This window comes from Undibacterium umbellatum (assembly GCF_014284125.1).
Classification (GTDB): Bacteria; Pseudomonadota; Gammaproteobacteria; order Burkholderiales; family Burkholderiaceae_D; genus Undibacterium; species Undibacterium umbellatum.
In genome coordinates, this window is the sequence record NZ_JACOFX010000001.1 from 921750 (window position 1) to 948404 (window position 26655).

21 protein-coding genes are annotated in these 26655 nt (G+C 51.4%); 12 read left to right on the forward strand and 9 right to left on the reverse strand.

Going from position 1 to position 26655, the window contains the following annotated elements; genetic code table 11:
- Nucleotides 1-155: 155 nt before the first annotated feature.
- Entirely contained in the window at nt 156-2000 is a 1845-nt protein-coding gene (locus H8L47_RS04345) for a DUF885 domain-containing protein (protein WP_186951949.1), read from the forward strand.
- 211 nt (nt 2001-2211) lie between these two features.
- Nucleotides 2212-3096, forward strand: coding sequence for an HDOD domain-containing protein (locus H8L47_RS04350; RefSeq protein WP_186951950.1), 885 nt, complete (start codon nt 2212-2214; stop codon nt 3094-3096).
- A 77-nt stretch (nt 3097-3173) separates the two neighbouring features.
- Here the strand turns inward: H8L47_RS04350 and H8L47_RS04355 are convergent, their stop codons facing one another.
- The 7 genes from H8L47_RS04355 to prpB all read right to left on the reverse strand — a co-directional run bounded on the left by H8L47_RS04355 (nt 3174) and on the right by prpB (nt 12550).
- Complete coding sequence (locus tag H8L47_RS04355) at nt 3174-5063, reverse strand: propionate--CoA ligase (RefSeq protein ID WP_186951951.1); 1890 nt, start codon at nt 5061-5063, stop codon at nt 3174-3176.
- Nucleotides 5064-5122: 59 nt separating this feature from the next.
- Nucleotides 5123-5848: a hypothetical protein gene (locus tag H8L47_RS04360; protein WP_186951952.1), complete on the reverse strand. Its 726-nt coding sequence runs from the start codon at nt 5846-5848 to the stop codon at nt 5123-5125.
- A 151-nt stretch (nt 5849-5999) separates the two neighbouring features.
- Nucleotides 6000-7190, reverse strand: a complete 1191-nt coding sequence (prpF, locus tag H8L47_RS04365) for a 2-methylaconitate cis-trans isomerase PrpF (protein ID WP_186951953.1) — start codon at nt 7188-7190, stop codon at nt 6000-6002.
- Between the two features lie 78 nt (nt 7191-7268).
- A complete protein-coding gene (gene acnD, locus H8L47_RS04370; RefSeq protein WP_186951954.1) occupies nt 7269-9863 on the reverse strand; it encodes a Fe/S-dependent 2-methylisocitrate dehydratase AcnD in 2595 nt (864 codons plus the stop codon).
- Between the two features lie 42 nt (nt 9864-9905).
- A complete protein-coding gene (locus H8L47_RS04375) occupies nt 9906-10379 on the reverse strand; it encodes a GNAT family N-acetyltransferase (RefSeq protein ID WP_222616386.1) in 474 nt (157 codons plus the stop codon).
- Nucleotides 10380-10426: 47 nt separating this feature from the next.
- Nucleotides 10427-11575, reverse strand: coding sequence for a bifunctional 2-methylcitrate synthase/citrate synthase (prpC, locus tag H8L47_RS04380; RefSeq protein ID WP_186951955.1), 1149 nt, complete (start codon nt 11573-11575; stop codon nt 10427-10429).
- An 84-nt stretch (nt 11576-11659) separates the two neighbouring features.
- Nucleotides 11660-12550 (reverse strand): methylisocitrate lyase, encoded by an 891-nt coding sequence (gene prpB / locus H8L47_RS04385; RefSeq protein ID WP_186951956.1) that lies wholly within the window; start codon nt 12548-12550, stop codon nt 11660-11662.
- Between the two features lie 208 nt (nt 12551-12758).
- Between prpB and prpR the strand changes: the two genes are divergently transcribed.
- The 8 genes from prpR to phnE all read left to right on the forward strand — a co-directional run bounded on the left by prpR (nt 12759) and on the right by phnE (nt 19938).
- Nucleotides 12759-14354, forward strand: coding sequence for a propionate catabolism operon regulatory protein PrpR (prpR, locus tag H8L47_RS04390; protein ID WP_186951957.1), 1596 nt, complete (start codon nt 12759-12761; stop codon nt 14352-14354).
- 116 nt (nt 14355-14470) lie between these two features.
- Nucleotides 14471-14833, forward strand: a complete 363-nt coding sequence (locus H8L47_RS04395; protein ID WP_186951958.1) for a response regulator transcription factor — start codon at nt 14471-14473, stop codon at nt 14831-14833.
- Nucleotides 14833-15444, forward strand: a complete 612-nt coding sequence (locus H8L47_RS04400; RefSeq protein ID WP_186951959.1) for a chemotaxis protein CheC — start codon at nt 14833-14835, stop codon at nt 15442-15444. Before H8L47_RS04395 ends, H8L47_RS04400 begins: the two co-directional genes overlap by 1 nt.
- Nucleotides 15444-16466, forward strand: coding sequence for a sensor domain-containing diguanylate cyclase (locus H8L47_RS04405; protein WP_186951960.1), 1023 nt, complete (start codon nt 15444-15446; stop codon nt 16464-16466). The genes H8L47_RS04400 and H8L47_RS04405 overlap by 1 nt, the downstream gene beginning before the upstream one ends.
- 142 nt (nt 16467-16608) lie before the next feature.
- Nucleotides 16609-17439 (forward strand): putative selenate ABC transporter substrate-binding protein, encoded by an 831-nt coding sequence (locus tag H8L47_RS04410; RefSeq protein ID WP_230413593.1) that lies wholly within the window; start codon nt 16609-16611, stop codon nt 17437-17439.
- Nucleotides 17439-18293 carry a phosphonate ABC transporter ATP-binding protein gene (locus H8L47_RS04415; RefSeq protein ID WP_186951962.1) on the forward strand — a complete coding sequence of 285 codons (855 nt, stop codon included), beginning with the start codon at nt 17439-17441 and terminating at the stop codon, nt 18291-18293. Before H8L47_RS04410 ends, H8L47_RS04415 begins: the two co-directional genes overlap by 1 nt.
- 5 nt (nt 18294-18298) lie before the next feature.
- Nucleotides 18299-19138 (forward strand): PhnE/PtxC family ABC transporter permease, encoded by an 840-nt coding sequence (locus H8L47_RS04420; RefSeq protein WP_186951963.1) that lies wholly within the window; start codon nt 18299-18301, stop codon nt 19136-19138.
- Between the two features lie 2 nt (nt 19139-19140).
- Nucleotides 19141-19938 (forward strand): phosphonate ABC transporter, permease protein PhnE, encoded by a 798-nt coding sequence (gene phnE, locus H8L47_RS04425; RefSeq protein WP_186952044.1) that lies wholly within the window; start codon nt 19141-19143, stop codon nt 19936-19938.
- A 2-nt stretch (nt 19939-19940) separates the two neighbouring features.
- Here phnE and H8L47_RS04430 read toward each other — a convergent pair whose 3' ends face one another.
- Nucleotides 19941-21332, reverse strand: a complete 1392-nt coding sequence (locus H8L47_RS04430; protein ID WP_186951964.1) for a YfcC family protein — start codon at nt 21330-21332, stop codon at nt 19941-19943.
- A gap of 13 nt (nt 21333-21345) precedes the next feature.
- A complete protein-coding gene (locus tag H8L47_RS04435) occupies nt 21346-22464 on the reverse strand; it encodes a succinylglutamate desuccinylase/aspartoacylase family protein (protein WP_186951965.1) in 1119 nt (372 codons plus the stop codon).
- A 314-nt stretch (nt 22465-22778) separates the two neighbouring features.
- On the opposite strand from H8L47_RS04435, the gene H8L47_RS04440 reads away from it, so the two are divergent.
- Both H8L47_RS04440 and H8L47_RS04445 read left to right on the forward strand, forming a co-directional pair.
- Entirely contained in the window at nt 22779-23732 is a 954-nt protein-coding gene (locus H8L47_RS04440; RefSeq protein ID WP_230413572.1) for a MurR/RpiR family transcriptional regulator, read from the forward strand.
- Nucleotides 23733-23825: 93 nt separating this feature from the next.
- On the forward strand, nt 23826-26540 hold the full coding sequence (locus H8L47_RS04445) for a TonB-dependent receptor (RefSeq protein ID WP_186951966.1): 2715 nt from the start codon (nt 23826-23828) through the stop codon (nt 26538-26540).
- Nucleotides 26541-26655 lie beyond the last annotated feature (115 nt).

Here is a 26655-nt window from a genome sequence, read left to right on the forward strand (position 1 = left end):
AAGCTTTATGAAAAAAACGGCAATATGCCATTTTTTTTTGACTCGTTTCTGCCCGCTCGGGAACTGGTACACGTTGTCCAGAGTCAAAGCAAACTTGTGCGCGCATAGTGGTATGCTTGCAAACTATTTTATTTTTTCATTTTCTGGAAAGTCTTATGCTCAAGTTGCGCCTTTTAACTAGTGTCCTGATTTCTGCTGGCGTACTTAGTTGCACCAGCGTTATGGCGGCGAGTGACACTGCCTCAGCTAAAGACAAACATGCTGTAGTTGCACAATCGGGGCTGCAAGGAAATCTGAAACAAAGCCAGCAACTGAGTAAGCTTGCAGATGAATACTATGACAAGCAGGCTGCTTACGATCCCCTGGAGGCGACCTATAACGGTGACACTCGCTATGATGACAAGCTGCCCATGAACTTGTCGCAAGCAGTCCGCGCCAAACAAGTCGCTATATGGAAGGATATTTCCAGCAAATTGGCACGTATCAAACGTGAGCAATTATCGGCAACAGATGCTGTCACCTATGACTGCCTGGACTACGAACTCAAAGCCAATCTGGACATGGCAAAATTTGATGATCATCTTTTACCGATCAATCAGATGGAAAACGTGCCAGTGACCCTGGCCCACTTTGCCTCGGGACAAAGCGCGCAGCCCATGAAAACGGTGAAACACTACGAAGTCTTTCTGCGTCGTCTGGTGCAATTGCCAACATGGATGGGACAGGCCACCAGCAATATGCGGGAAGGTGTGAAGCGCGGCATCGTCCTGCCAAAGGCATTGGTCAGCTCGGTCCTGCCCCAGTTTGCGCAACTGGTCACTGATAAAGTCGAAGATCATGCCTATTTTGCACCAATCAAGAATTTCCCCAATGGCTTCAGAGAGGCTGAAAAGCAACGTCTGAGCAAGGAATACAAACAGGTTCTGACAAAGAAAGTCTTGCCTGCCTTGCGTCAGTTTAACCAATTCCTGACCCAGGATTATCTTGCTGCCAGCCGCAACAGCAGTGGTTTCAGCGCCTTGCCAGGGGGTGATGTCTGGTATCGTGCCCTGGTACGCGACCAGACCACAACCAGTCTGGACCCTGAAACCATTCATGCCCTGGGCTTGAAAGAAGTGGCACGCATACAAAGTGAATTTGTCGCCCTTGGCCCCAAGTTGGGTTACAGCGGTGAACCGGCAGGTTTGCCTGCCTGGATAGATACACAAAAACAGTATCGCCCCTACAAGACTGAAGCTGAGGTGCTTGATGGTTATCGACAAATAGAAAAGATGGTCAATGCCAAGTTGCCTGAACTGTTTAACAAGGTGCCCAAGGCCGCACTGGATATCCGTGCAGAACCAGAAATCAGCCGCGAGACTGCATCTGACCATTACACTCAGCCTGCCATAGATGGTTCGCGCCCAGGCGTATTCTGGGCCGTCATCAACAATCCGGCCGACTATAGCACCGTCGGTATGAAAACCCTGTACTTGCATGAGGGCCAGCCTGGCCACCATTTCCACTTGGCAACATTACAGGAATTGGACATCCCCAAGTTCCGCAAGTTTGGTGGCAATAATGCCTATACCGAAGGCTGGGCACTGTATGCTGAAACCCTTGGTAAAGAGATGGGTTTGTTTGAAAATGATCCTGCTGCTTACCTGGGTCATCTGACGGATGAACTATTGCGCGCCACGCGCCTGGTGGTTGACACTGGCCTGCATACCAAGGGCTGGACACGTGAACAAGCTATCCAGTATCAACAGACAACACTGGGTTACAGCGAAGCCGTTTCCCGCCAGGCAACGGAACGCTATATGGCTTGGCCAGGGCAAGCCCTCGGTTACAAGATAGGCTCATTGAAAATCGTTGAACTCAGACAAAAAGCGAGTAGCATCCTGGGCAAGCGCTTTGATCTGCGTCAATTCCATGATGTCATACTCAGCGATGGCACACTGCCCCTGGCATTATTGGAAGCTAAAGTAAATAAGTGGATAGACAGCCAAAAGACAAATTGAGCAAGTTTGGATTTATTTTCTATCGCTTGATTGACCTGCAACACTATCTGAAGCAGAATGAAATCATGTGAATTCATTCTGCAAAAACAGGCAATGAATAGAACCCAGGACTGGACTTGTTAAGCAAAAGACAAGATAAGCCCTTTGCTGACCGACTGGGTGTTCATTGCACCCACCATATGTTTGTTTAACGTGTGCAAAAGACATAGCGATGAATAAAATCGATGCGCTCAACAGCATAGCTGAACAAGCCAAACGGGGAGAACTGATTTTCCCGACGAATGTTGCGGCTTCCCTCAAGATACAACAAACCCTGGACGACCCTGAGTGCAGTATCGAAACTGCAAGCAAGCTGGTTCTGAATGAGCCCTTCCTGGCTGCCCGCATGGTTGCCATTGCCAATTCGGCAGCTTACAACCGTGGCAATGATGTCACCAACGTCAAGGCAGCCATTAGCCGCTTGGGCTTCCGCACGCTGCGTGCCGTGGTCGCCTCGTTGGTAGTACGGCAGTTGGCTGGCACCAGCAAAAACAAGCAATTGCTGGCCATGACCAATAAGTTGTGGGAGCATACCGCCCAGGTTGCGGCGCTATCGCGCGTGATAGCGCGACGCATCACCAAGCTGGACCCGGACACTGCCATGTTTGCCGGTATTGTGCATGAAGTAGGCAATTTTTACTTGCTGTCACGTGTCGATGAGTTTCCATCCCTGCTGGAACGTGACGAGCCTGCACCAGACTCCAGCCTTGATGATTTGCCTTCTTTCACTGATACCATCATCGACCGCGAATCAACCGAATCGCAGATAGGCGCAGCCGTCATCAAGAGCCTGATGCTGCCACAAGCCGTGGTTGAGGCGGTTGAAGCCCTGTGGTTCGGCTTGCGTGCCATGCCGCCAGAAACTCTTGGAGATACCTTGTTGTTGGCGAATGAACTGGCAACTACGCATTCACCTATGGATATCCATTCGTATGCGGAAGAGTCTGAACAGTGTTCTTCAGAAATTGATTTCGTTGTCGGCGATGGCACACTCAATAGCATCCTGGAAGAGTCGGAAGAAGAAGTGAAAACCCTGGCAGCAGCCCTGCAACTCTGAACTTGCTCTGAACCTGTCTGTGTGCAAAACCAAAGGGAGCAAATGCTCCCTTTGGTTTTGTGCCTAATTGTTAATACTCAAGCCGTCAGCGCTGCCTGAATTTGCTGCAAGGAAGAAGGGTCTTCTATCGTCGTCAAATCCCCAGCTTCACGTCCTTCGCAAATCGCCTGTATGGATCGGCGCAGCAACTTACCGGAGCGGGTTTTCGGCAACATGCTGACAAAATGCACACGTGACGGTCTTGCAACTGCCCCTAGCTGCTTGTCAACCACACTCATGACCTCGGCTTCCAGCGCCCGCTTTTGTTCTGGCGTTTCAGCCAGTTCAGGATTTTTGAGTATGGCAAAAGCCACAGCCACTTGGCCCTTTAGCTTATCTTCCACACCCACCACCGCCACTTCAGAAATTTGTGGATGGCTGGAAATGCTCTCTTCTATCTCACGGGTACCCAGCCTGTGCCCTGCAACATTGATGACATCATCGGTGCGGCCAAGGATGAAGTAATAGCCATCAGCATCCCTGATGCCCCAGTCAAAGGTTGAATATAATTGCTCATGCGAGAAATTGGACCAGTAGGTATTTACAAAACGCTGGTCGTCGCCATACACGGTTTGCATGCAACCTGGTGGCAACGGTCCTTTGATAGCAACTACACCTTTTTCATTGGCTGCACATTCTGCACCCGTGTTTTCATTGATGATGCGTACGTCATAACCGTACATGGCTACACCTGGACTACCGAGGCGGGTGGCGGTCTGCTCAACGCCACGCGCGACCGACAATATGGGCCAGCCAGTCTCGGTTTGCCAGTAATTGTCGACAATGGGCACGCCAAGTTCGGTTGCTATCCAGCTTGAAGTAGTTTCATCAAGCGGCTCACCTGCCAGGTAAAGAGCTTTGAGCGAGGACAAATCATATTTGCGCATTAGCTCAAGCGGATGCTTTTTCAAGACGCGCACTGCAGTCGGCGCCGAGAACATACGCGTGACCTTGTATTTCTCGACGATGCTCCACCAGATGCCAGCATCAGGGCGTATAGGCGTACCTTCATACATGATGGTGGCCATACCAGCAATTAACGGACCATAGACGATGTACGAGTGGCCCACCACCCAGCCTATGTCCGAAGTCGCAAAATAGGTTTCTCCCGGCTTGCCGCAGAAAATATGCTTCATCGACGACGCCAGCGCCACTGCATAACCACCGACATCACGCTGCACACCTTTGGGCTTGCCCGTCGTACCCGAGGTGTACAAGACGTAGGACATGGCGTTTGATTCCAGCCAGGTTACAGGTACTTGTGCATCCAGATGCTGCGCTCTGGCTGTCGCATAATCAACATCACGCCCGGCCACCAACTTCATTTCGTCCAGACCGCGATTCACCAGCAAGACATGTGCAGGTTTGTGCTCAGCCAAGGCTATGGCCTCATCCAGCAAGGGTTTATATGGCACAGCTTTACCACCTCGCATGCCTGCATCAGCCGATACCACCAGTACAGGCTTCGCATCATCAATCCGCGTACCCAGGCTCTTTGAAGCAAAACCACCAAACACGACGGAATGCACGGCACCTATGCGGGCGCAGGCGAGCATGGCAAACGCCGCTTCGGCAATCATGGGCATGTAGATCAACACCCTGTCGCCCTGCTTGACACCCAGGCTAAGCATGATGGCAGCCATGCGCTGCACTTCTGCATGCAACTCGGCAAAACTATAAGTTTTTTCGATATTGGTTTCAGTAGAAATGGCGATCAGCGCGGGCTGGTCTGCCTGGGTAGCCAGCCAGCGATCGACAGCGTTATGGCAGAGATTGGTTTCACCGCCGACATACCATTTGGCAAATGGTGGTTTGCTATGATCCAACACCTGATCATAAGGCTTGTGCCAGTCTATCAGTTTGGCTTCCTGGTCCCAGAAAGCTTCGGGCGCTTGTATGGATTTTTGATAAAAAGCAGCATAAGACATGGTATCTCCTTCATTTTATTATCACTGGAACCGCATTTTTTACAATTTACAATCAGGACTCAGGCAAAGCCGCTCCTGCGCTGTCGCGCCCGAGGACTGAATTCCACCCATGTAAACAAGTACATGATCGCCATCTTGGTGATGGCACTGACCGTCGCCAAAAACAATAAAGGCCAACCAGTCTGCAAGCCCATGGCAAAGGCAAACAAGATCGTCGTCACATCCATGGCCAAAATGAACTGGCTCATATTCAACGAGGCCGCACCGGTTTTACCAGACTTCCAGATCAGACTGATCTGATGCGCATATCCCTGGGCCAAAAACAGGGTAACCAGCACGATCAGGCTTTGAGAAACCTTGCGACCTTCATCTATAAAAGTTCCATCGAAAACCCTGCTGATCATCAGCCCCGACAAGGCCAGGAACATGATGACTGCCGCCATCATGGAAGAAGCAAAAGCAAGTTTGGTCTTGCGGTCTGTATAAATTTCCCACAATAAAACCAGTATCAGCATCGCTGCTATCATCCTCGGCCAGACAATGAAATGATTGAATGGCCGTATGGAATAACCATAAACAAAGAATGAGCAATACGCCAGGAAGCTGACAGTGAACTGGTTTAAGGACAGCAAGTCAGTCGGCTTTTCGCTCTCACTACCATTCACTCCTAGCGCTGTCCGTGCCGCAGCCTTTCTATCCCAAACCATCTTCACCTGTGACCAGATCCCGTACAGGCTGATCAGTATAAAGATGGAGTTCAAACTGCCGGCGAGGGTGTACCACATGCTTATCCTTCATTTCACAGTTTTTTTGCACAAAAATCCGGGCGCAAACCTGCCATGCACTCAGGTGCTTCCACCTGAGTGTTGGTTATGTTTATCTTGAATTACTTTGCTTGCTGCAGGCTTACCAGGCACGCCAACAGCCAAAAAAGAATCAGAAGCCGCCGCCGGGTATGCGTACCCAACCTTCCATGAGCACACGTGCGCTGCGGCTCATGATGGCCTTGGTGACACTCCATTCGCCGTTGACTTGCGTCGCTTCTGCGCCCACCCGCAAAGTGCCGGATGGGTGACCAAAACGCACCGCAGTGCGTGTACCACCGCCAGCAGCCAAATTCACGAGGGTGCCGGGGATTGCTGCCGCAGTACCGATAGCCACGGCTGCTGTCCCCATCATCGCATGATGCAGCTTGCCCATGGATAGGGCGCGTACCAGCAAATCGATATCCGCTGTCTGGACTTGTTTGCCGCTGGACGAAGTGTAGTCAGCAGCCTTGGCAACAAAAGCTACCTTGGGGGTATGCTGGCGTTGTGCCGCTTCAGAGATATCCTTGATCAGGCCCATACGCAATGCGCCATGCGCACGTATAGTCTCAAACATGGCAAGAGCCTTGGCATCACCATTGATGGCGTCCTGCAATTCAGTACCTGTATAGCCTATCGCTTCTGCATTGATGAAGATGGTGGGAATACCGGCGTTGATCATGGTTGCCTTCAGCATACCGACACCCGGTACGTCCAGGTCATCGACCAGATTGCCAGTCGGGAACATCGAGCCGCCTGCACCCTCTTCATCGGCTGCCGGGTCCATGAATTCAAGCTGTACTTCTGCCGCCGGAAAGGTGACTCCATCAAGTTCAAAATCACCAGTTTCCTGTACTGCCCCATCAGTCATAGGCACATGAGCAATGATGGTCTTGCTGATATTTGCCTGCCATACGCGGATAGTGGCGATACCGTTTTGCGGAATACGCTCAGCATCCACCAGGCCAGCACTGATGGCGAAAGCGCCGACTGCCGCAGACAGGTTACCGCAATTGCCGCTCCAGTCTACAAAGGCCTTGTCTATCGCCACTTGGCCAAATAGATAGTCGACATCATGGTCAGGCTTGCTGCTTTTTGAGAGTATGACAGTCTTGCTGGTACTTGAAGTTGCACCGCCCATGCCGTCAATCTGTTTGCCATAAGGGTCGGGGCTGCCTATCACGCGCAATAGCAAGGCATCGCGTGCTGCACCTGATTGTTGTGCAGCTACTGGCAAATCCTGCAGGCGAAAAAACACGCCCTTGCTGGTGCCGCCACGCATATAGGTTGCAGGAACTTTGATCTGTGGAAGATGTGCCATGTATTTACTCTTTTAAATTTGACTCAGAGGCAGCACTACTCCGTCAAGAGTAGTGCTTGCAAACCGTATCAGTAGAACTTATGCAGCTTTGACAGATTCCAGGAAGTCTTGCGCAAAACGCTGCAAGACACCACCAGCTTCATAAATCGACACTTCTTCTGCCGTATCGAGGCGGCACAGCACAGGCACTGCCACAGATTCACCATTCTTGCGGTTGATGATCAGGGTCAGGGTTGCGCGTGGCATACGCTCACCTATGACATCAAAGGTTTCTGTGCCATCGATGTTCAGGGTCAGACGGTTCACGCCTGGCAAGAATTCCAGCGGCAAAACGCCCATACCAACCAGATTAGTGCGGTGGATGCGCTCGAAACCCTCAGCAACAATTACTTCCACACCCGCCAGTCTCACACCCTTGGCTGCCCAATCACGGGAAGAGCCCTGCCCATAATCGGCACCTGCAATCACAATCAATGGCTGCTTGCGTTCCATATAGGTTTCTATGGCTTCCCACATACGGGTGATCGTGCCTTCTGGTTCTATGCGGGCGAGTGAGCCTGCCTTGACCTTGCCATCAACCACGACCATTTCATTCTTCAGGGTCGGGTTGGCAAAGGTGGCGCGCTGGGCAGTCAGATGGTCACCGCGGTGAGTCGCGTAAGAATTGAAATCTTCCTCTGGCAAACCCATCTTGGCGAGGTATTCACCAGCGGCACTATCGAGCATGATGGCATTTGATGGTGACAGATGATCAGTCGTGATGTTGTCACCCAATACTGCCAGCGCACGCATGCCTTTCATGCTGCGCGTCCCTGCCAATGCACCTTCCCAATATGGTGGGCGGCGGATGTAGGTAGTCTGTGGACGCCAGTCATAAAGGGGACTGACTTTTTCGCCGTCATCAGCCTGTTTGGCAAACATCGGAATATAAACTTTACGGAATTGTTCAGGCTTGACGCTGGCAGCAACCACTGCATCAATTTCTTCGTCAGTTGGCCAGATATCTTTCAAAGTTACTGGCTTGCCTGCAGCATCCAGACCCAGCACATCTTTCTCGATATCAAACCGGATAGTGCCCGCAATGGCGTACGCCACGACCAGCGGTGGCGAAGCGAGGAAAGCTTGTTGCGCATACGGATGAATACGACCATCAAAATTGCGGTTACCAGACAATACTGCCGTTGCATACAGATCGCGGTCGATGATTTCTTTCTGGATCACAGGGTCAAGCGCGCCCGACATGCCATTGCAGGATGTGCAGGCATAAGCGACAACACCAAAGCCTAACTGCTCCAACTCAGGCATCAAATTGGCTTCTTCCAGATACAGGGTCACAGCCTTGGAACCAGGAGCAAGTGAACTCTTAACCCAGGGTTTGCGGGTCAGGCCCAATTTATTGGCGTTGCGCGCCAGCAAACCGGCAGCCACCATATTGCGTGGATTATTGGTGTTAGTGCAACTGGTGATAGCAGCGATGATGACGGCACCGTCAGGCATCAGGCCAGGTTCGTTTTCGACCGTGCCGCTGATGCCACGCGCCGCCAGTTCTGAGGTTGGTACACGCTTGTGAGGGTTCGACGGACCAGCGATATTGCGCACGACAGAAGACAGATCAAACTTCAATACGCGTTCATATTCAGCATTCTTCAGGGTATCTGCCCACAAGCCAGTTTCCTTGGCATAGGTTTCTACCAGCTTGACCAGTTCATCATCACGGCCAGTGAGTTTCAGGTATTTGATGGTTTGTTCATCAATATAGAACATCGCAGCAGTGGAACCGAATTCTGGTGCCATGTTAGAAATCGTGGCGCGGTCACCCAGGGTCAGGTGGGATGCACCTTCACCATAAAATTCCAGATATGACGACACGACTTTTTGATTGCGCAAAAATTCTGTCAATGCCAGCACCGTGTCTGTTGCCGTGATACCTTCCTGCGGTTTGCCTGCCAGCTCGACACCGATGATGTCTGGCAAACGCATCCAGGATGCGCGACCCAGCATGACGCTTTCTGCTTCCAGACCACCGACACCAATCGCAATCACTCCCAGCGCATCCACCATGGGTGTATGGCTGTCAGTACCGACCAGGGTATCCGGATAAGCCACACCATCTGTCACTTGCACGACTGGTGACATGCGTTCCAGATTAATCTGGTGCAAGATGCCATTGCCGGGCGGGATCACATCGACATTCTTGAATGCCTTTTTCGTCCAGTTGATGAAGTCAAAACGGTCTTCGTTCCGCCTGTCTTCAATTGCACGGTTTTTGTTGAAGGCATCCGGATCAAAACCGCCGCACTCAACAGCCAGCGAATGATCCACCACCAGTTGCGTAGGCACCACAGGATTGACCAAGGCAGGATCCCCACCTTGCAGGGCAATCGCATCGCGCAGACCTGCCAGATCAACCAGCGCAGTCTGACCGAGGATATCGTGGCATACTACACGCGCCGGGAACCAGGGAAAATCAAGGTCGCGCTTGCGTTCAATGAACTGGCGCAGAGAATCGGTGAGCGTAGCCGGGTCACAGCGGCGCACCAGGTTTTCTGCCAGTACGCGTGAGGTGTATGGCAGCTTGTTATAGGCACCTGGCACGATCGCATCGACTGCTTCGCGTGTATCAAAATAGTCCAGTGTAGTGCCTGGTAGTGGCTTGCGGAATTGAGTATTCATGGCTCGCTATTGTCAATATTAGTATTCGATATTCAAGGCAGCTCAGAGTTGTAACTTGAAACCTTCATGTGATGCGGTGAAGCCCAAACTTCCATAGAACCTGTGCGCCTGTATGCGCTTCTTGTCACTGGTCAGTTGAACCAATTGGCAACCACGTTCGCTTGCCAGTTGTATCGCCTGCTTTATGAACCAGTGACCTATGCCCTGGCCACGCAAGTAGCCATCGACCCGCACGCTTTCTATCATGGTGCGGGTAGCGCCTTTCCTGCTCAGGCCAGGGATGAACGTCACCTGCTGCATGGCAATGATGCGGCCATCCAGCTCAGCTACCATCAAGAACTGATTATCGTCGGTTGTTATGCGGTCAAAGGCTTCTGAATAACATGCATCCTCCGAGCCTACGCCTTCACGGTTCTTGCCCAGATCATCATCAGCAATGAGTTCCAGCAGGCGAGGCAGATCTTGCCTCACAGCGCGTCTGGTACTGAGTTTGGACAGGTCTGCCTGCACTTTCATTTTGCAACCTCTGGCTTATTTACTCTCGTTGATTTATTTGCGTTTATTTATTTGCGTTTATTCAAAGGAACAAATTTCAGGTCTTCAGGGCCAACATAATTAGCGCTAGGGCGAATGATCTTGTTATCGATACGCTGTTCTATGATGTGTGCCGCCCAGCCAGAGGTACGCGCGATCACGAATAGAGGAGTGAACATGGCAGTCGGTACACCCATCATGTGGTAGGACACGGCAGAAAACCAGTCCAGGTTAGGAAACATCTTTTTGATATCCCACATCACGGTTTCCAGACGTTCGGCAATATCAAACATCTTCATCGCGCCCGCTTCTTTAGACAGGTTGCGCGCGACTTCCTTGATGACCTTGTTGCGTGGATCAGAGATAGTGTACACAGGGTGACCAAAACCAATCACGACTTCCTTGTTCTCCACACGTTTCTTGATATCGGCTTCTGCTTCATCTGGATTGTCATAACGTTTCTGGATTTCAAACGCGACTTCATTCGCGCCACCGTGTTTAGGGCCACGCAAGGCACCAATAGCGCCGGTGATGGCAGAATACATGTCAGAACCTGTGCCTGCGATGACACGACCAGTAAAGGTCGATGCATTGAACTCATGCTCTGCATACAGTATCAATGAAGTATGCATGGCTTTTTCCCACGACGCACGTGGCTTTTCACCATGCAGCAAATGCAGGAAATGGCCGCCTATGGATTCATCATCGGTTTCAGTTTCTATGCGTTTGCCATTATGACTGTAATGATACCAGTACAGCAGCATGGAACCCAGCGAAGCCATCAGGCGGTCAGCGATATCGCGTGCACCAGGGTTATTGTGGTCATCTTTTTCTGGCAATACGCAACCCAGTGCAGACACACCGGTACGCATGACATCCATAGGATGAGAAGATGCTGGTAGCCATTCGAGTGCCGCCTTGACATTGGCTGGCAAGCCACGCAGGGCCTTCAATTTAGCTTTGTAACCACGCAACTCTGCGACAGTCGGCAATTTGCCATGCACCAGCAAATGGGCAATTTCTTCAAATTCGCAGGTGTCGGCCACATCCAGGATATCGTAGCCACGGTAATGCAGGTCATTGCCTGTTTTACCTACAGTGCAAAGCGCGGTATTGCCAGCAGTAACGCCAGACAGGGCAACGGATTTCTTTGGTTTGAATGGAACGGCTTCAGTCATGATTATTTCTCCATTGGTACATTAGAAGTGCTATTCCCGCCCGCTGGCTTGATACAGCACAAGGCCGGGAAGTCTATTTGGTTTTTATTTGGATTTTTGCTGGGCAAACAGAGCATCCAGCTTTTGCTCAAAGTCGTGGTAATTGATGCGCTCATACAATTCCATGCGGGTCTGCATGGTGTCGACGACATTCTTTTGCGTACCGTCACGGCGTATCGCGCCGTAGACGTTTTCTGCTGCCTTGTTCATGGCGCGGAAAGCTGACAATGGATACAAAACAAGACCCACATCCACTGCGGCCAGTTCGTCGACAGAAAACAAAGGAGTAGCACCGAATTCCGTGATATTTGCCAGGATAGGCACTTTGACGGCATTGGCAAACTGCTTGTACATCGCCAGTTCGGTAATCGCTTCCGGGAAGATCATGTCGGCACCTGCCTCCACACAAGCCAGGGCACGTTCGATGGCAGCTTCCAGACCTTCAACGGCCAGGGCATCAGTACGGGCCATGATGACGAAGTTTTCATCGGTACGCGCATCGACTGCGGCCTTGACGCGGTCAACCATTTCCTGTTTGCTGACGATCTCTTTGCCTGGACGGTGACCACAACGCTTGGCCCCGACCTGATCTTCAATATGAATGGCTGCAGCGCCGAACTTGATCATGGATTTGACGGTACGTGCCACATTGAAGGCGGATGAACCAAAGCCGGTATCCACATCCACCAGCAAAGGCAGGTCGCAAACGTCAGTAATGCGGCGCACATCAGTGAGGACATCGTCAAGATTGGAGATGCCCAGATCAGGCAAACCCAGGGAACCGGCAGCAACGCCGCCACCAGACAGATAAATTGCCTTGAAACCGGCACGTTTTGCCAGCAAGGCATGGTTGGCATTGATTGCGCCCACGACTTGAAGAGGGGATTCTTCCTGCATCGCCTTACGGAAGGCGGCACCTGCGGAGTATGTACTCATGTGTATGCTTTCAGGTTAATGAACAGATTCTGGGATAGACATTGCAATGAGCGTGCCAGCCTGCAGGCACACCCTACTGTTTCTGGATGATGTGTATATAAATCAAATACTTATTCGCTATGCTCGCACAACAAATCTTGTTCAGGAACCCAGATTTGTTTCATAATGATGTTTCACATTGAATTTTGAAACATTAATTGAAACATATATGAAACATACGCCGGCGATACGTGATACCCACGACAAACCCGTTATCTGGACAGTGTCCATCTCACGCCTGTTCGACATGTTCCGCGACATCATGGTCGAATACGATGTCAGTGCCGACATAGAGCCCATACATATGGGTTTTGAAGAGGCAGCACAGTACCTGAAAGAGCGCCTGCAAACCGAGAGGTGCGATGCCGTCATTGCGGCTGGCTCCAACGGTGCCTATCTCAAGAACCGCCTGCCCGTCCCGGTCGTGATTGCCAAGGCCAGTGGCTTTGATGTCATGCAGGCACTGGCAAGGGCACGCAAGGTGTCACCCGCAATAGGTCTGATCAATTATCAGGAAACCATGCCAGAACTGGCGGATTTCAAGGCGACTTTCGGCTTCCCGCTAGAGCAGCGCACCTACGTCACCGAAGAAGATGCGCGCGCCCAGATCAGTGAGCTCAAGGCGGGTGGTATCAAGGTCATCGTCGGAGCAGGACTGATTACTGACCTGGCTGAGGAAGCTGGACTGACTGGCATTTTCATGTATTCAGCCACCTCGATACGTCAGGCCTTTGATGATGCACTGGAAATCGCTCGACTGACGCGACTGGAATCAGCCCGCGGGCGGCATCATCCGGCAGCAGAATCACTACGCGCCAAACATGGCATTAACGATTTGCGGGGTGACTCTGCCCTGATGCAGGCTACGCGCAAGTCCATCGCCTTGTTTGCCCGCTCTCCTGCAACAGTGTTGTTGCAAGGTGAAACCGGCACTGGCAAGGAGCTGGCTGCCCAGGCTTTACACCGGGAAAGCACAAGAGCACGCCAGCCTTTTGTCGCTGTGAATTGCGGTGCCATTGCCGAGAGTTTGCTGGAATCAGAATTGTTTGGCTATGAAGAAGGTGCATTTACCGGTTCGAAACGGGGCGGGCACGCTGGATTGTTTGAAATTGCTCACAGAGGAACGGTATTTCTGGATGAAATTGGTGAGATGCCACTCGCCTTGCAAACCCGCCTCCTGCGCGTATTGGAGGAACGTGAAATCACGCGGGTCGGAAGCATGCGCCCCATACCTGTCGATGTACGCATTATCAGTGCCACACATTGCGACCTGGTGGCAAGAGTAAAAGAAGGAAAGTTTCGGGCTGATCTATATTTCCGCCTTGCCGTATTACGCTTGCATTTGCCAGCATTACGGGAGCGTGCAGATGACACACTGCCGCTTGCAGTATGGTTCCTGAAGCATGCCCTGGCTGCCATTGGCGTCAGACCACATGCCAATCTGCACGCAGAAATGGCCAGTTGCGGCATGCTTTTACAACCTTATGCCTGGCCAGGAAATGTAAGAGAACTACGCAACCTGATGGAGCGACTTGCCCTGTTCCTGGCAGCCGAACCACTGCAAGCATTGACACCGAGTTTCGTGGCAAAAACATTGCCCGAGTTAAGCATCACTGAGAATACACCCGCTATTTCAACGAAACAGTCAACACCAGAGTCACTGGAACAGGTCATGGAAAAGTTCAATAACAACCGCGACGCAGCTGCTGACTATCTGGGCATCAGTAGAACGACCCTGTGGCGACGCCTCAAGCAAAAATCGTAATCATTTGAAACATTAATTGATCATCTGAATGGCGAATTTTATGCCGCACTAAGGTAAAATGAATTTACGCTGTCACTCACATTTCCTGGGTGCATTAGTTTTGCATAAAATACATTATGAAAAAAATACTCATTGTTGACGATAGTAAAGTTTCCCGCATGGTGATTCGCGCGCATGTAAAGGCAGTGCATCCGGATTGGGAATTCTTTGAGGCTGGCAGTGGTGAAGAAGGCATCAAGTCAGTGATAGAGAACAAACCAGACTATTGCACCATGGATATCAACATGCCTGGCATGCTGGGCACTGACGCTGCAGAGCAGATTTTGCAAACCAGTCCACATGTACGCATCGCCATTTTTTCGGCAAATGTACAGGACACCATGCAAAACCGGGCTACCTCCATAGGCACCATCTTTGTCGCCAAACCAGTCACTGAGAAATCCATCACCATCGTCCTCAATTATTTCGCGAGCGAATAATGAATTCCCTCACCGAACTTCATCTCGATGCATTAAGTGAGGTCTTCAATGTCGGCGCTGGCAGAGCTGCTGCCAGCCTGAGTGACATTGTAGGAGAAGAAGTTCGCTTGTCGGTCCCTTCTGTTGAAATCCGAAAATCCTCGGAAATTGATGTTTCTGCAATGGGTTTGCAAAGTGAGCGCTTTGGCACTGTGCACCAAACCTTTAGTGGCTCGTTTGAAGCAGAAGCAATCCTCCTGTTCACTGAAGAACACGCCCTGGAAATTGTGCGCGACATGATGGGGTCGCAAATCAGCCTGGAAGACCTGGCCGAATTTGAACAGGAAGCGATGTGCGAACTCGGTAATATCATCCTCAATGCCTGCCTGTCCGCGATGGCAGATATGCTGAATATTCCGCTGAACTGCTCATTACCAGATTACTCAGTGGCAACGACCGAAGAAATTTTCCGTCGTGTCAGTGACGATCTCGATCAACCTTACGTCCTGTTGTTGCATATCGACCTGGCGATAGAAAGGCGACATTCTGAAGGCCACCTGATTTTCTTGTTGAGTTCCACATCTTTAAAAGGTTTGATTATCCAGCTTGAGCGCTTTTTGGGAGCAGTGTAATGGCGCAGTTGCTGTCACCGTCTCCATTTGCAATGGAGCAAATATTCAATTCCATCAGCCTGGGACTGATTGTGCTTGACGCGCAACAGACTGTGCACCTGTGGAATGGCTGGGTGGAGAGACACACAGGCATTCCCGCCAAACAGGTCATCGGCAAGCACATCTCCGAAGCTTTTGAAGAGTTGCCCAGCCGTGCCATCCTGAATGCCATCACCAATACACTGAGTTATGGCCTGCCTGTGGTTTTGTCAAATGCCTTGCATCGCTCACCCTTGCCGTTGTTTCAGCGCAACGAGCAAGATGATGGGAAAAGCCGCATCGATCAATCCATCACCATCACGCCGATTACTGCGGAGTATGGCGAGCGTCATTGCCTGATACAGATCAGTGACTCGACCACATCGATCAAACGCGAAAAAATCTTGCGCACACATTCTGAAGCGCTGAAGCGAGAAGCCACCACCGACAGCCTGACAGGCATTTATAACCGTCGCTTCTTTGATGAGCATTACAAAATGGCCCTGGGCCATGCCGTGCGTCATAGTGTGCCCATGTCAGTGTTCATGGTCGATATCGATTACTTCAAGGAATATAACGACAGCTATGGCCATGTGGCGGGAGACAAGGCGCTAATACAAGTCGCCACCGCCCTGCGCAAACAATTGATGCGTGCAACCGATGTACTGGCCCGTTTTGGCGGTGAAGAATTCATCCTCATGTTGCCCAACATGGCACCTGACTCTGCCATGCTGTTTGCTGAAAAACTGCGGCTGGCTGTGTGGGATTTGAACATACCACATATTAATTCCCGCATTAGCCAGCGTATCAGTGTCAGCATAGGCTTTAGCAATTTCTATAAGCATCCTGATATTGATGCCAATTCCCTGCTCAAGTGTGCCGATGCTGCACTGTATGAAGCCAAAAAAGCTGGTCGCAATCAAAGTCAATATATGTCTTTGCAGCACTTCAATATGCAAACTACAGCACCCGCTGGCACCTTACATCAATCTGTCAGCAATTGAACTCCGGCTACGTTTTAGCGAAGAAGGCAGTACAAGTAGCTGTGTGACGGTTTTGCGTAAATCCTATTTCAATTACTTTGGTCTTCCAGGAAATAATATGACTAATTTTGCCGCCCGCTTTACAGTTTCACGCCGCAACATCATGATTGCCGCCAGCTTGCTGGCATTCACCAGCTTGACCCATGCGCAGCAAATCTTAAGAGTTTCCGCCATCCCCGACGAAGCACCGACAGAGTTGCAGCGTAAATTCAAACCTCTGGGTACCATGCTTGAAAAAAAACTGGGCATGAAGGTAGAATTCATTCCCGTCACTGATTATGCCGCCTCAGTAGAAGGCCTGGTCAATAAAAAGCTGGATATGGTCTGGTTTGGTGGCTTCACTTTCATACAAGCCAAGATGCGTAGCAAAGAGCAAGTCATACCACTGGTGCAGCGGGAAGAAGATGAAAGATTCAAATCCGTCTTCATCACCACCGATAAGAACATTACCAAGCTAGAAGACCTGAAAGGCAAGACTTTTGCTTTTGGTTCTGAATCTTCTACTTCCGGCCACCTGATGCCACGCTCTTACTTGCTGGCCGCCAAAATCAACCCTGATACGGACATGAAGCGCATCGCTTTTTCCGGCGCCCATGATGCCACTGTTGCAGCCGTATCTGGCGGCAAGGTAGATGCTGGCGCCCTGAATATTTCAGTATGGGAAAAACTGCTGGCGCAAGGCAAGGTCGATACCAAACTGGTGCATGTGTTTTATACGACTCCAGGCTACTTTGACTATAACTGGTCGGTACGCGCCGACATGCCTGCCGAACTACGCAAAAAAATCACAGATGCATTCCTGAATCTTGATCCGGCCAATCCGCAAGACAAGGAAATCCTGGATCTGCAACGTGCGACGCGCTTCATCCCTACCAAAGCTGACAACTACAAGGCCATCGAAGCGGCAGCACATAATGCCGGCCTGCTGAAGTAATGCCAGCAGCACCGCTGCTTTTGCAGCAATTGAGCGTGGCTTTTCCCGGTGCAGTACATACTGCTCCGGTGGCAGGGCAAACTGAGCAGCAATACATACTTGAAAACCTGAACCTGACGGTAGCCCAGGGCGAGCAGATTGCCATCATAGGCCCGTCTGGTGCGGGGAAAACCACGCTATTGCATACCCTGGCTGCAGCGCACCAGCCAGCCAACGGCCAGTTCCAATTCATGAACCACGATGTCTGGGCACTGTCAAACAGGGCGCGCCACGCATTGCGCCGCCATCTGTTTCTGGCACCACAAACGCCGCCGCTACCAGCGCGTCAGCGCGTTGTGACTGCTGTACTGGCCGGACGCCTGCCGCAATGGACGCTGGCGCAGGCACTGCGCAATCTGATCAAGCCAGCAGACCCACTGTCTGCCTGGCAAGCATTGCAGCGTTTTGATCTGCAACATAAACTCTATGCCAGGGTCGACAAGCTGTCTGGTGGTGAACGCCAGCGCTGTGGCCTGGCGCGTCTGCTATTGTCGGATGCCAGCCTGCTACTGGTAGATGAACCTCTGTCTGCTCTCGACCCAACGCTGGCGCTGCAAACCCTGAACACCTTGCAACAAGAAGCAAAGCAACGCAATGCGACACTGATCTGCAGCCTGCATCAGGTAGAACTGGCACGTCAGCACTTCTCGCGCATCATAGGATTGCGCGCTGGCAAAGTCATGTTCGATAGTGACAAGGTCAATGATCAGATGATCGCTGAACTGTACCGAAATGCCGGTAGCCCTGAGCAGCAGTCTTTGCACATGACTGCGCCGGATCAGACTGATTTTCCTGATGCACCGCGCTGTTTTTAAGCAACATGACACAGCAGGCGAACCATACCGATATTGAGCATGATCCTGCATGGCGCATGCGGATGACTATCAGCTTATGCATGCTGGTGTTGCTATGGCCCATGCTGATCATCACTGAATTCAAACCCTGGCAACTGATCGATGCGCAAAGCCTGGCTGCGACCTGGCGTTTTCTATCCGGGTTTTTTCCACCTGCGCATTCCGCAGAATTCTTATTGATCGTGCTGGAAGCAACCTGGCAAACAATCGCCATTGCCACAGCAGGTCTGACGCTGGCACTGCTGGGCGCTATTCCCATGACACTGATCGTCAATGAGCACTTATCGATTTCGCGCATAGGCAGCAGACGTATGCATGGCATGGCAAGATTGCTGCGCCAGATCGTGCGCTGGAAACTGGTTTTATTGCGCAGCGTTCCCGAACTGGTCTGGGCCTTGCTGTTTGTGCGCCTGGTCGGACTGGGGCCGACTGCGGGCGTATTCGCCATCGCCCTCACCTATTCCGGCATGCTGGGCAAAGTCTACGCCGAAATCCTGGAAGCCAATGATGCCCACGCCACCGACAGCCTGCTCAGGAATGGCAGTAGCCGCCTGACAGCTTTTCTCTATGGGGCATTACCCAATGCGGCTCCAGAACTGATCTCCTACACTATCTACCGATGGGAATGTGCCATACGCGGCTCTGTCGTGATGGGCTTTGTTGGCGCTGGAGGCCTGGGTCAGCGTATGGATGAATCAATGAAAATGTTATCCGGCGATGAAGTATCGACCATGCTCATCGTATTCGTACTGCTGGTGGGCCTTGCTGACCTGACCAGCAAACTATTCCGCAAAGCGCTGGCATGAGTATGCAAGATAACAACATGCCAGCCCCACCGGCGCTATTAAGTCCACTCAAGCTTGGATTAAGTGCCGGCATCATGCTGCTGGTGATCGCCAGCTTTGTCAGCCTCAACATGGAATGGCGCGCGCTGTTCAGTGACGATGCAGCAGGCAAAACCTGGGAATTCCTGCAGGGCTTTGCGCCGCCCGACATCAGCCCTGCCCTGCTGACAAAAACCGCTCTGGCCTCTTTTGAAACCCTGGCCATGTCGGCACTGGGCACCCTGATTGCCGCCATCCTGGGTCTGTTCCTGGCCCTGCCAGCCAGCGGCCGCTTTGGCCAGGCGGCAAAAAGCAGTACCCGATTATTCCTGAATGTGGCGCGTGCCATTCCTGAACTTGTTTGGGCATCCATCATGCTGATTGCCGCTGGCCTTGGTCCCTTTGCTGGCACTATTGCGCTGGCCGCCCATACCACCGGTGTACTTGGTCGCCTGTTTGCTGAAGTTCTGGAAAACGCCCCACCGCAGGCTGAATCCACGTTGCGCCTGAACGGTGCCTCTGCCGTCAATGCTTTCCTGTATGCCACGCTGCCACAAAGCCTGCCGCAAATGCTGTCTTACACCCTGTACCGCTGGGAAAACAATATCCGCGCCGCCGCCATATTGGGTGTGGTCGGTGCTGGTGGCCTTGGGCAGATGTTGAAGTATCACCTGTCACTTTTCCAGATGCAGACCGCCGCCACGGTCATTATCGCTATGCTGATACTGGTCGCCATGGTGGATGCATTGAGTTTTGCCATGCGACGCTGGTTGATGCATTAATACTACCAACTGATCACGCATGACAAGGCTAGCAGCCCCAGGGATAGGACAAAGTACAGTAACTGCAAGGGTATCATCCACTTGGCCCAGGTCGCCCAGGGTATGCGCGCAAGTGCCAGCACGCCAACCGTAATGCCGGATGTCGGTATCATCGGTGTCGTAAATTCACCAAACTGGAATGCCAATATCGCCGTCTGCCTGCTTACACCCACCAGGTCAGCCAGCGGTGCCATGATGGGCATAGTCAATGCAGCCTGCCCACTGCCAGAATGGATGAAGAAGTTGATGACAGACTGGATCACAAACATCTTGTGGGCCGCGAAGATGGGATGCGAAGACTGCACAAAAGGCATCAGGAAATTCAACATAGTGTCGATGATATTGGCATCGCGCGCCAGTATCATGGTGCCGCGAGCCAGGGCAATCACCAGCGCGGTAGTCACAAGGTCCTTGGCACCGTGCATGAATGCTTCAACAAAACTGTCAGCATTAAGTTTGCCAACGATACCCACCAGTATCGCCATGACCAAAAACAATGCTGCAATTTCTTCGATATACCAGCTGTATCTGACTACGCCGACCACCATGGTGATGAGTGCAAGCAGGAATATAAACAGCACGGCCTTGTGGGTCGCCGTCATGCCAGTAAAATGATTGAACTCATCGATTTTAAGATTTTGACGTTTTTCCTTATCAATTTCAAAAGTCGGACTCAGCTGTGGGTTTTTCTTGATGCGCGCCGCATACCAACTAAGAAATGCAATGGTAACCAATGTCGCCAATGCCCAGGCGAGCAGGCGGAAACCTATGCCAGAAAACAGTGGAACACCAGCAATACCCTGGGCAATACCCACATTGAAAGGATTCAAAAACGCCGCAGCGAAACCGACTTGCGAACCAATAAAGGGGATCGATACGCCCACCACCGAATCATAGCCAAGCGCCAGCGCCAGTGGAATAAAGATCATGACGAATGGTATGGCTTCTTCGGCCATGCCAAAAGTAGCCCCACCCAAAGAAAACAAGGTGACAAATAAAGGAATAATCCCAGCCCTTACCATACTGGAATGGGTATGCGCCTTGGCCACGGATTTGATCATGGCATCGATTGCTTCCGTCTTTTGCAAGACAGCGAAAGCACCACCGACAATGAGCACAAAACCGATGATCAATGCGGCTTCCACAAAGCCCTTGATTGGTGCCATCATCAGAGCTACTACACCCTGCGGATTACTGGTGACGTAATGGAACGTGATCGGGTTAATGAGCGTCTTGCCATTGACTACATGGGTATCATATTTGCCGCCAGGTACCAGCCAGGTAGCTAATGCAATCAATGCCAGCAAAGAAAACAGCAGGACAAAGGTATTCGGCAATCTGATTTTTTTCAGCATGATGAACTCCTCTTTACATAGACAGTAAATTACCGCTGCGGTAAGCAACGGCGCCAGCGATTTTGGCAATACGCATACCATGTGTGGCATAGCGTATGGCGACGCGAGCAAATAAAATGCCGGACAGTGTCGCCAATACCGGCGTCACTTGTGAGCTGACAGGATCAACAATATCTGCCACTTTTTCACCAGCCTCGATGTAATCACCCACAGCTTTGGTAAATACCAGTATGCCTGAACGTGAGGCAAGCAAAGGCTCGACACCTTCCAATGGTGTAGGCTGACATAAAACTTGCGGTAAAGCGGGTGCTCTGCGACGCAGATAGCCAGCCTGACTGAGGAAATGAATAATGGCCAAAGCATCTGCCTGTGCAAGTTCATGACTGACTTCGGTTTCCCCGCGCAATTCCACCGTGATGGCCATGCAAGCATTTGGGACAGGTGTGGCAGCACCAAAGTGCTGTGCCAGTTCCCACCAGTGGCGCGAACAAGATTCATCGAAAGGATCATCTCCCGACAATACCGATACCAGGACCGCTCGCGCCCCGAGGTAGGCAGCCAGCGGCAGACAGTCTTGCGCAAGCGGTGTACCAGTATATAAATGCATGACAGCCTGGTTATCACAATGCAGGTCCAGCACGATATCGGCGTCCACAGCAAGAGTTTGCAGGATTTTCTTTTGCTGATCAGTTGCGGTGTCTGGTTGCCATGCCAGCAACACCGCCAATGCCTGCTGGCGTATCAGTTTTACATTTTCGTTGCCATCGGCACCCAGCTTGTCTTCCAGCAGAGGCAGCAAAAATGGTGTCAAGTGGCGATAGCCACGGTTGAAATTGATACCTGTCGCCAGATCAAAGCGGCCGAAAGGCGTGCCCTGTATGTTCTGCGCCAAACCTATGGGATTAGCAACAGGTACAAGTACGATTTCGGAGGCGATGTCTCCGGCTTCTTCATATTGCGCGAGCATGTCGCGCAAATAATGATTCACCAGCATGCCAGGGATCTCGTCAGCATGCAAAGACGACTGTATATACACTTTGCGACCCTGACCCGGCGTACCGAAATGAAAACTCCGCAATTCACGTGATGACCCGCTACTGACATCGGGCAAGGCATGGCGCTGTATCTGCATAGAAAACTCTTTTCTTCGTTGGTAATGCTTGGACCAAAAAACAGAATCACAAATCGATTCTGGATTTACATGATGTAGTCTGGCTTACACAGGATTTATCCTGACTGTGTTCCCGCTTATCCAATAGTAGTTTGTGCAAGCAGCGCAAAAACAACACTGTTTGAACCTCTCTCCGCCTGTAAGCAATGAACGATTTTTTACATATTCTACATTCATGAAAATAAACTGACAAATAGTATTGAAAATATTTTTAAACAGGTCTACAGTTCATTCATCGAAAAAAGTTTTGCTGAAAGTTTCAGTGATTGATGTACATGAAAAAACTAAATACTCCTGTCGAATCTACTTCACCCGAGATGGTCTTTGCAAAATCCACGCTGGGTGAATCATTAATGCTGGTCTTGCAGGAGGGCTCTCCCTCTTATAAGCGCATTGCCAATTTTCTCTTGCGTAACCAGGTCAAGGTGACGGCATTGGGTATAGAAGACATGGCAGAACAATGTGATGTTTCAACAGCTACGATCAGCCGCTTTGCGCGTGATATGGGTTTTAATAACTACGCCGGTCTGCGTAACCAGATTGCGGAAGTGGTGCAGGCAGTGTTCCAGCCAGTAGAAAAACTGCGCAATACCATAGAAGCCAAAAAAAATGCGCCCTCGCCCGCCCACACCAGCATGCAGTTTGCTGCCGCCAATATTGATGCAGCAAACCAGGGCATGTCTGAACAGAGTTTGAGCCAGATCGTCAGTCACCTTGCAAAGGCGAATACCGTGTATGTCATGGGCTTTGGACTGAGTGCCCATCTGGCTGGCATGCTGGCCCTGCATTTACAGCCCTTTTGTTCACATGTGGTGGAAGTGGTGGGATACGGCGGCACGGAAGTAGCTGCTGGCCATCTGGCAAACATTACCGACAAGGATGTGCTGATTGTTATCTCCTTCCCACGCTATGCGCTGGATGTCATCAAGCTCACGCAGTTTGTGCGTGACCACGGTGCCTGTGTCGTGACGATCACCGATTCTCCAGCGTCACCGATTGCACAACTAGGCAATTACTTACTGCTGGCACCCAGCACCCATGGCGTCTTACCCAGCAGTGCCAGTGCAGCTATTGCCGTCATTGAAGCCCTGGTCAGCAGCATGATGGTGTCGAATAAGAAGAATGTGGAAAAGGCCATGCGCCTGACCGAAGCGATATCAGCCTATTTGCATAGCGCTGACAACAATATCAAATACACAAAGCCGGATAGCAATAAAACCAAGAAGTAAATAAGCAAAAATAAGCGAATCACAGTCACTCTGCGGAGTGACTGAGGGGGATGCTTTTTTTAAATTTCTGTAAAACCTGAGGAGAGCAAGGCAATGGCAACGAAAAAACAAGCATGTCAGCCCATACCCAAGAAATTGGCTGTCGCAACCTGGTCAGCAATGAGCGTCATGGCTATGCTGGGCGCCCCCCAGCAAAGCGCATGGGCACAGTCTGAAACCGATTCAATCAAACCGCAACGTGTAGAAATCACTGGCTCATCGATAAAACGCATCGATGCAGAAACTGCCTTGCCAGTGCAAATCATCAGCCGTGAATCAATAGATAAATCTGGTGTCACCACGGCGGCAGAATTATTGAGCAAAGTCTCGGCCAGCACTGCAGGCCTCACTGACGGTGCCAGCTTCAGCGATAACGGCGGTACGCAGCGCGGCTTTAACGGCGCCAACCTGCGTGGCATAGGTGTGTCATCCACACTTATATTATTGAATGGTCGCCGCCTCGCCAACTTCGCCTCGCCCGGGACATCTTCTGGTGTGGATTTGAATTCCATTCCTTCTGCTGCCATACAGCGCGTGGAAGTGTTGAAAGATGGCGCGTCCGCCATCTATGGTGCAGATGCAATTGGTGGCGTCATCAATTTCATTACCCGCCCTGATTATCAGGGAGCAGAAATATCCGCTTATGTGGGCAATACCCAGCATGGCGGTGCAGACAAAAAAATCATCAGCCTGTCAGGTGGTGTAGGCAGCTTGAACCAGGACAGATACAACCTCATGGGCGTGGTCAATTTCCAGAATACTGGCGGCTTGCGTTCTACCCAGCGTTCATGGATAGGATCAGCATATCAGCCTGACATCAATCTCGATGTGGGCAGCTCCAACACTTTCCCGGCCAATGTGCGCCGTACTACGGCTAGCGGTGGCGCGACCGGATCACGCCTGAATCCCAGCGCACCAAACTGCAACCCACCCGCCACGGTGTTTGCTGCCGACAGCTTTGTCGGCAGCAAAGCCTGTTTGTATGACTACATGCATGACACCGAGATATTCCCTGAATCCCAGCGCGCCTCCCTCTTAGGCCGTGCCCAATTTGCGATCGATGCCGACAACACACTGTTTGCTGAAGCCTTACACAGCGATACAAAAACTACTTACCGCATCAGCCCGCTTACAGTCACCAACCTCAATTACCCTGTGACTGGGATTTACTATCCCAACGACTTAATCACCACCAACAAAACGCCTTTGCGCGTAGGCCTGCGCCTCAGTGCTGCTGGCCCGCGTACCAATGAAGTGAATGCAGTTGCACAAAGGCTGGTAGTCGGTGCGAAAGGTACGATCGCTGGCTGGGATTATGATACCGCCCTGAACCACAGCGTCAGCAAGGTTGATGATAAATATGTCGATGGCTATGTCAGAACATCGGCATTTGACAGCGCCTTCCTGACTGGAAAAATCAATCCTTTCGGACCATCTGGAGCAGAAGGCACGAACTTGCTGAATGCATCAAAAATCAGTGACGCTGCCCGCCAGTCACGGGCCACTACCGATGCTTTTGATATCAAGGCTTCACGCGAATTGTTTGCCATGGCAGGTGGAAACGCCGGTCTGGCGATAGGTGCAGAATACCGCCGCGAAAAACTGGAATTCACACCATCCGCTCTGCTGGCCGCTGGCGAAATACGCGGTGACGGTGCCGCATCTGCTTATGGCGGTAGCCGTACTGTCAAAGCCCTGTTTGCCGAATTGAATTTGCCCATACTCAGAAACCTCGAGGCCCAAGCCGCCGTGCGCCATGACAGCTATGACGACGTGGGCAGCACCACTAATCCAAAATTTGGATTGCGCTGGACACCAGCCAAAGAAATCGTAGTACGCGGCTCTTACAGTGCAGGTTTCCGTGCACCCAGCCTGGCAGATATCAACGAACCGGCACGTACAGGCCAGACCAGCGGCATCTACAATGACCCGCTGGGCTGTATCAAGACCGGCAATATCGACAATACCAAGAATCCCGACTATTGCGGCATACAGCCAGACCTGATCAAAGGCGGCACCGCGAATTTGAAACCTGAGACATCGAAGCAGTTTTCTGCAGGTATCGTGGTTGAACCCAGCCGCAGCCTGACTGCCTCCCTGGATTACTGGCGCATAGAAAAGTCTGACACCCTGCTGGCTAACGAAGGTGCTTACTTTAGCGATCCAAAATCCAATCCGGGCTACGCGATACGTGGCGCGGCTGACCCCAGCCTGCCAGGCATCCCAGGCCCGATCTTGTCAGTAGATGGCCGAGTGAAAAATATCGGTTCGTTGAAAACCTCAGGCGTGGATGTCAACGTCAATTGGAAACTGCCAGAAAACAGCCTGGGTAAATTCAACGCCAGCCTGAACGGCACCTATGTCATCGACTACAAGACCCGTAACACAGCCGCCAGCCCGGAAGTAAATGGTGTAGGCGTCTATACCGACACCCAGGTAGTACAGCGCTGGAGACATACCCTGACATTTGATCTTGACCGTGGCCCTTGGGGTGCAACACTGCAACAGACTTACTATCAGGGCTATCGCGACCAGAACGCCCTGGCCAACGGCAGCACCCGTGACGTGCCCGCCTATGTCTTGTGGGATTTCAGCGGCAGCTATAAATTCAGCAAAGCATTCAGCTTGCGTGCCGGCATCAAGAACCTGCTAGACGCCAATCCACCGCGTTCTAACCAGGTATATAGTTTCATCGCTGGTTATGACCCCAGCTATACCGATCCTCGTGGGCGCTTTGTCTATATCTCAGGTAACTATGCATTCAAATAAGCAGTATCAATAAAGACTTCCAAAGCAGCGCGTTCGGGGACAGCACTTGGTGTTGTCCCCTTTTTTTAAATTCACGCGCGTAGTGGTGAATTGAATCACTTACAATGTCAAAAAA

Excerpts from the sequence above, each read along its gene's own strand:
- H8L47_RS04345 (WP_186951949.1), top strand. The coding sequence starts at position 156 with ATGCTCAAGTTGCGCCTTTTAACTAGTGTCCTGATTTCTGCTGGCGTA.
- H8L47_RS04350 (WP_186951950.1), top strand. The coding sequence starts at position 2,212 with ATGAATAAAATCGATGCGCTCAACAGCATAGCTGAACAAGCCAAACGG.
- H8L47_RS04355 (WP_186951951.1), bottom strand. The coding sequence starts at position 5,063 with ATGTCTTATGCTGCTTTTTATCAAAAATCCATACAAGCGCCCGAAGCT.
- H8L47_RS04360 (WP_186951952.1), bottom strand. The coding sequence starts at position 5,848 with ATGTGGTACACCCTCGCCGGCAGTTTGAACTCCATCTTTATACTGATC.
- prpF (WP_186951953.1), bottom strand. The coding sequence starts at position 7,190 with ATGGCACATCTTCCACAGATCAAAGTTCCTGCAACCTATATGCGTGGC.
- acnD (WP_186951954.1), bottom strand. The coding sequence starts at position 9,863 with ATGAATACTCAATTCCGCAAGCCACTACCAGGCACTACACTGGACTAT.
- H8L47_RS04375 (WP_222616386.1), bottom strand. The coding sequence starts at position 10,379 with ATGAAAGTGCAGGCAGACCTGTCCAAACTCAGTACCAGACGCGCTGTG.
- prpC (WP_186951955.1), bottom strand. The coding sequence starts at position 11,575 with ATGACTGAAGCCGTTCCATTCAAACCAAAGAAATCCGTTGCCCTGTCT.
- prpB (WP_186951956.1), bottom strand. The coding sequence starts at position 12,550 with ATGAGTACATACTCCGCAGGTGCCGCCTTCCGTAAGGCGATGCAGGAA.
- prpR (WP_186951957.1), top strand. The coding sequence starts at position 12,759 with ATGAAACATACGCCGGCGATACGTGATACCCACGACAAACCCGTTATC.
- H8L47_RS04395 (WP_186951958.1), top strand. The coding sequence starts at position 14,471 with ATGAAAAAAATACTCATTGTTGACGATAGTAAAGTTTCCCGCATGGTG.
- H8L47_RS04400 (WP_186951959.1), top strand. The coding sequence starts at position 14,833 with ATGAATTCCCTCACCGAACTTCATCTCGATGCATTAAGTGAGGTCTTC.
- H8L47_RS04405 (WP_186951960.1), top strand. The coding sequence starts at position 15,444 with ATGGCGCAGTTGCTGTCACCGTCTCCATTTGCAATGGAGCAAATATTC.
- H8L47_RS04410 (WP_230413593.1), top strand. The coding sequence starts at position 16,609 with ATGATTGCCGCCAGCTTGCTGGCATTCACCAGCTTGACCCATGCGCAG.
- H8L47_RS04415 (WP_186951962.1), top strand. The coding sequence starts at position 17,439 with ATGCCAGCAGCACCGCTGCTTTTGCAGCAATTGAGCGTGGCTTTTCCC.
- H8L47_RS04420 (WP_186951963.1), top strand. The coding sequence starts at position 18,299 with ATGACACAGCAGGCGAACCATACCGATATTGAGCATGATCCTGCATGG.
- phnE (WP_186952044.1), top strand. The coding sequence starts at position 19,141 with ATGCAAGATAACAACATGCCAGCCCCACCGGCGCTATTAAGTCCACTC.
- H8L47_RS04430 (WP_186951964.1), bottom strand. The coding sequence starts at position 21,332 with ATGCTGAAAAAAATCAGATTGCCGAATACCTTTGTCCTGCTGTTTTCT.
- H8L47_RS04435 (WP_186951965.1), bottom strand. The coding sequence starts at position 22,464 with ATGCAGATACAGCGCCATGCCTTGCCCGATGTCAGTAGCGGGTCATCA.
- H8L47_RS04440 (WP_230413572.1), top strand. The coding sequence starts at position 22,779 with ATGAAAAAACTAAATACTCCTGTCGAATCTACTTCACCCGAGATGGTC.
- H8L47_RS04445 (WP_186951966.1), top strand. The coding sequence starts at position 23,826 with ATGGCAACGAAAAAACAAGCATGTCAGCCCATACCCAAGAAATTGGCT.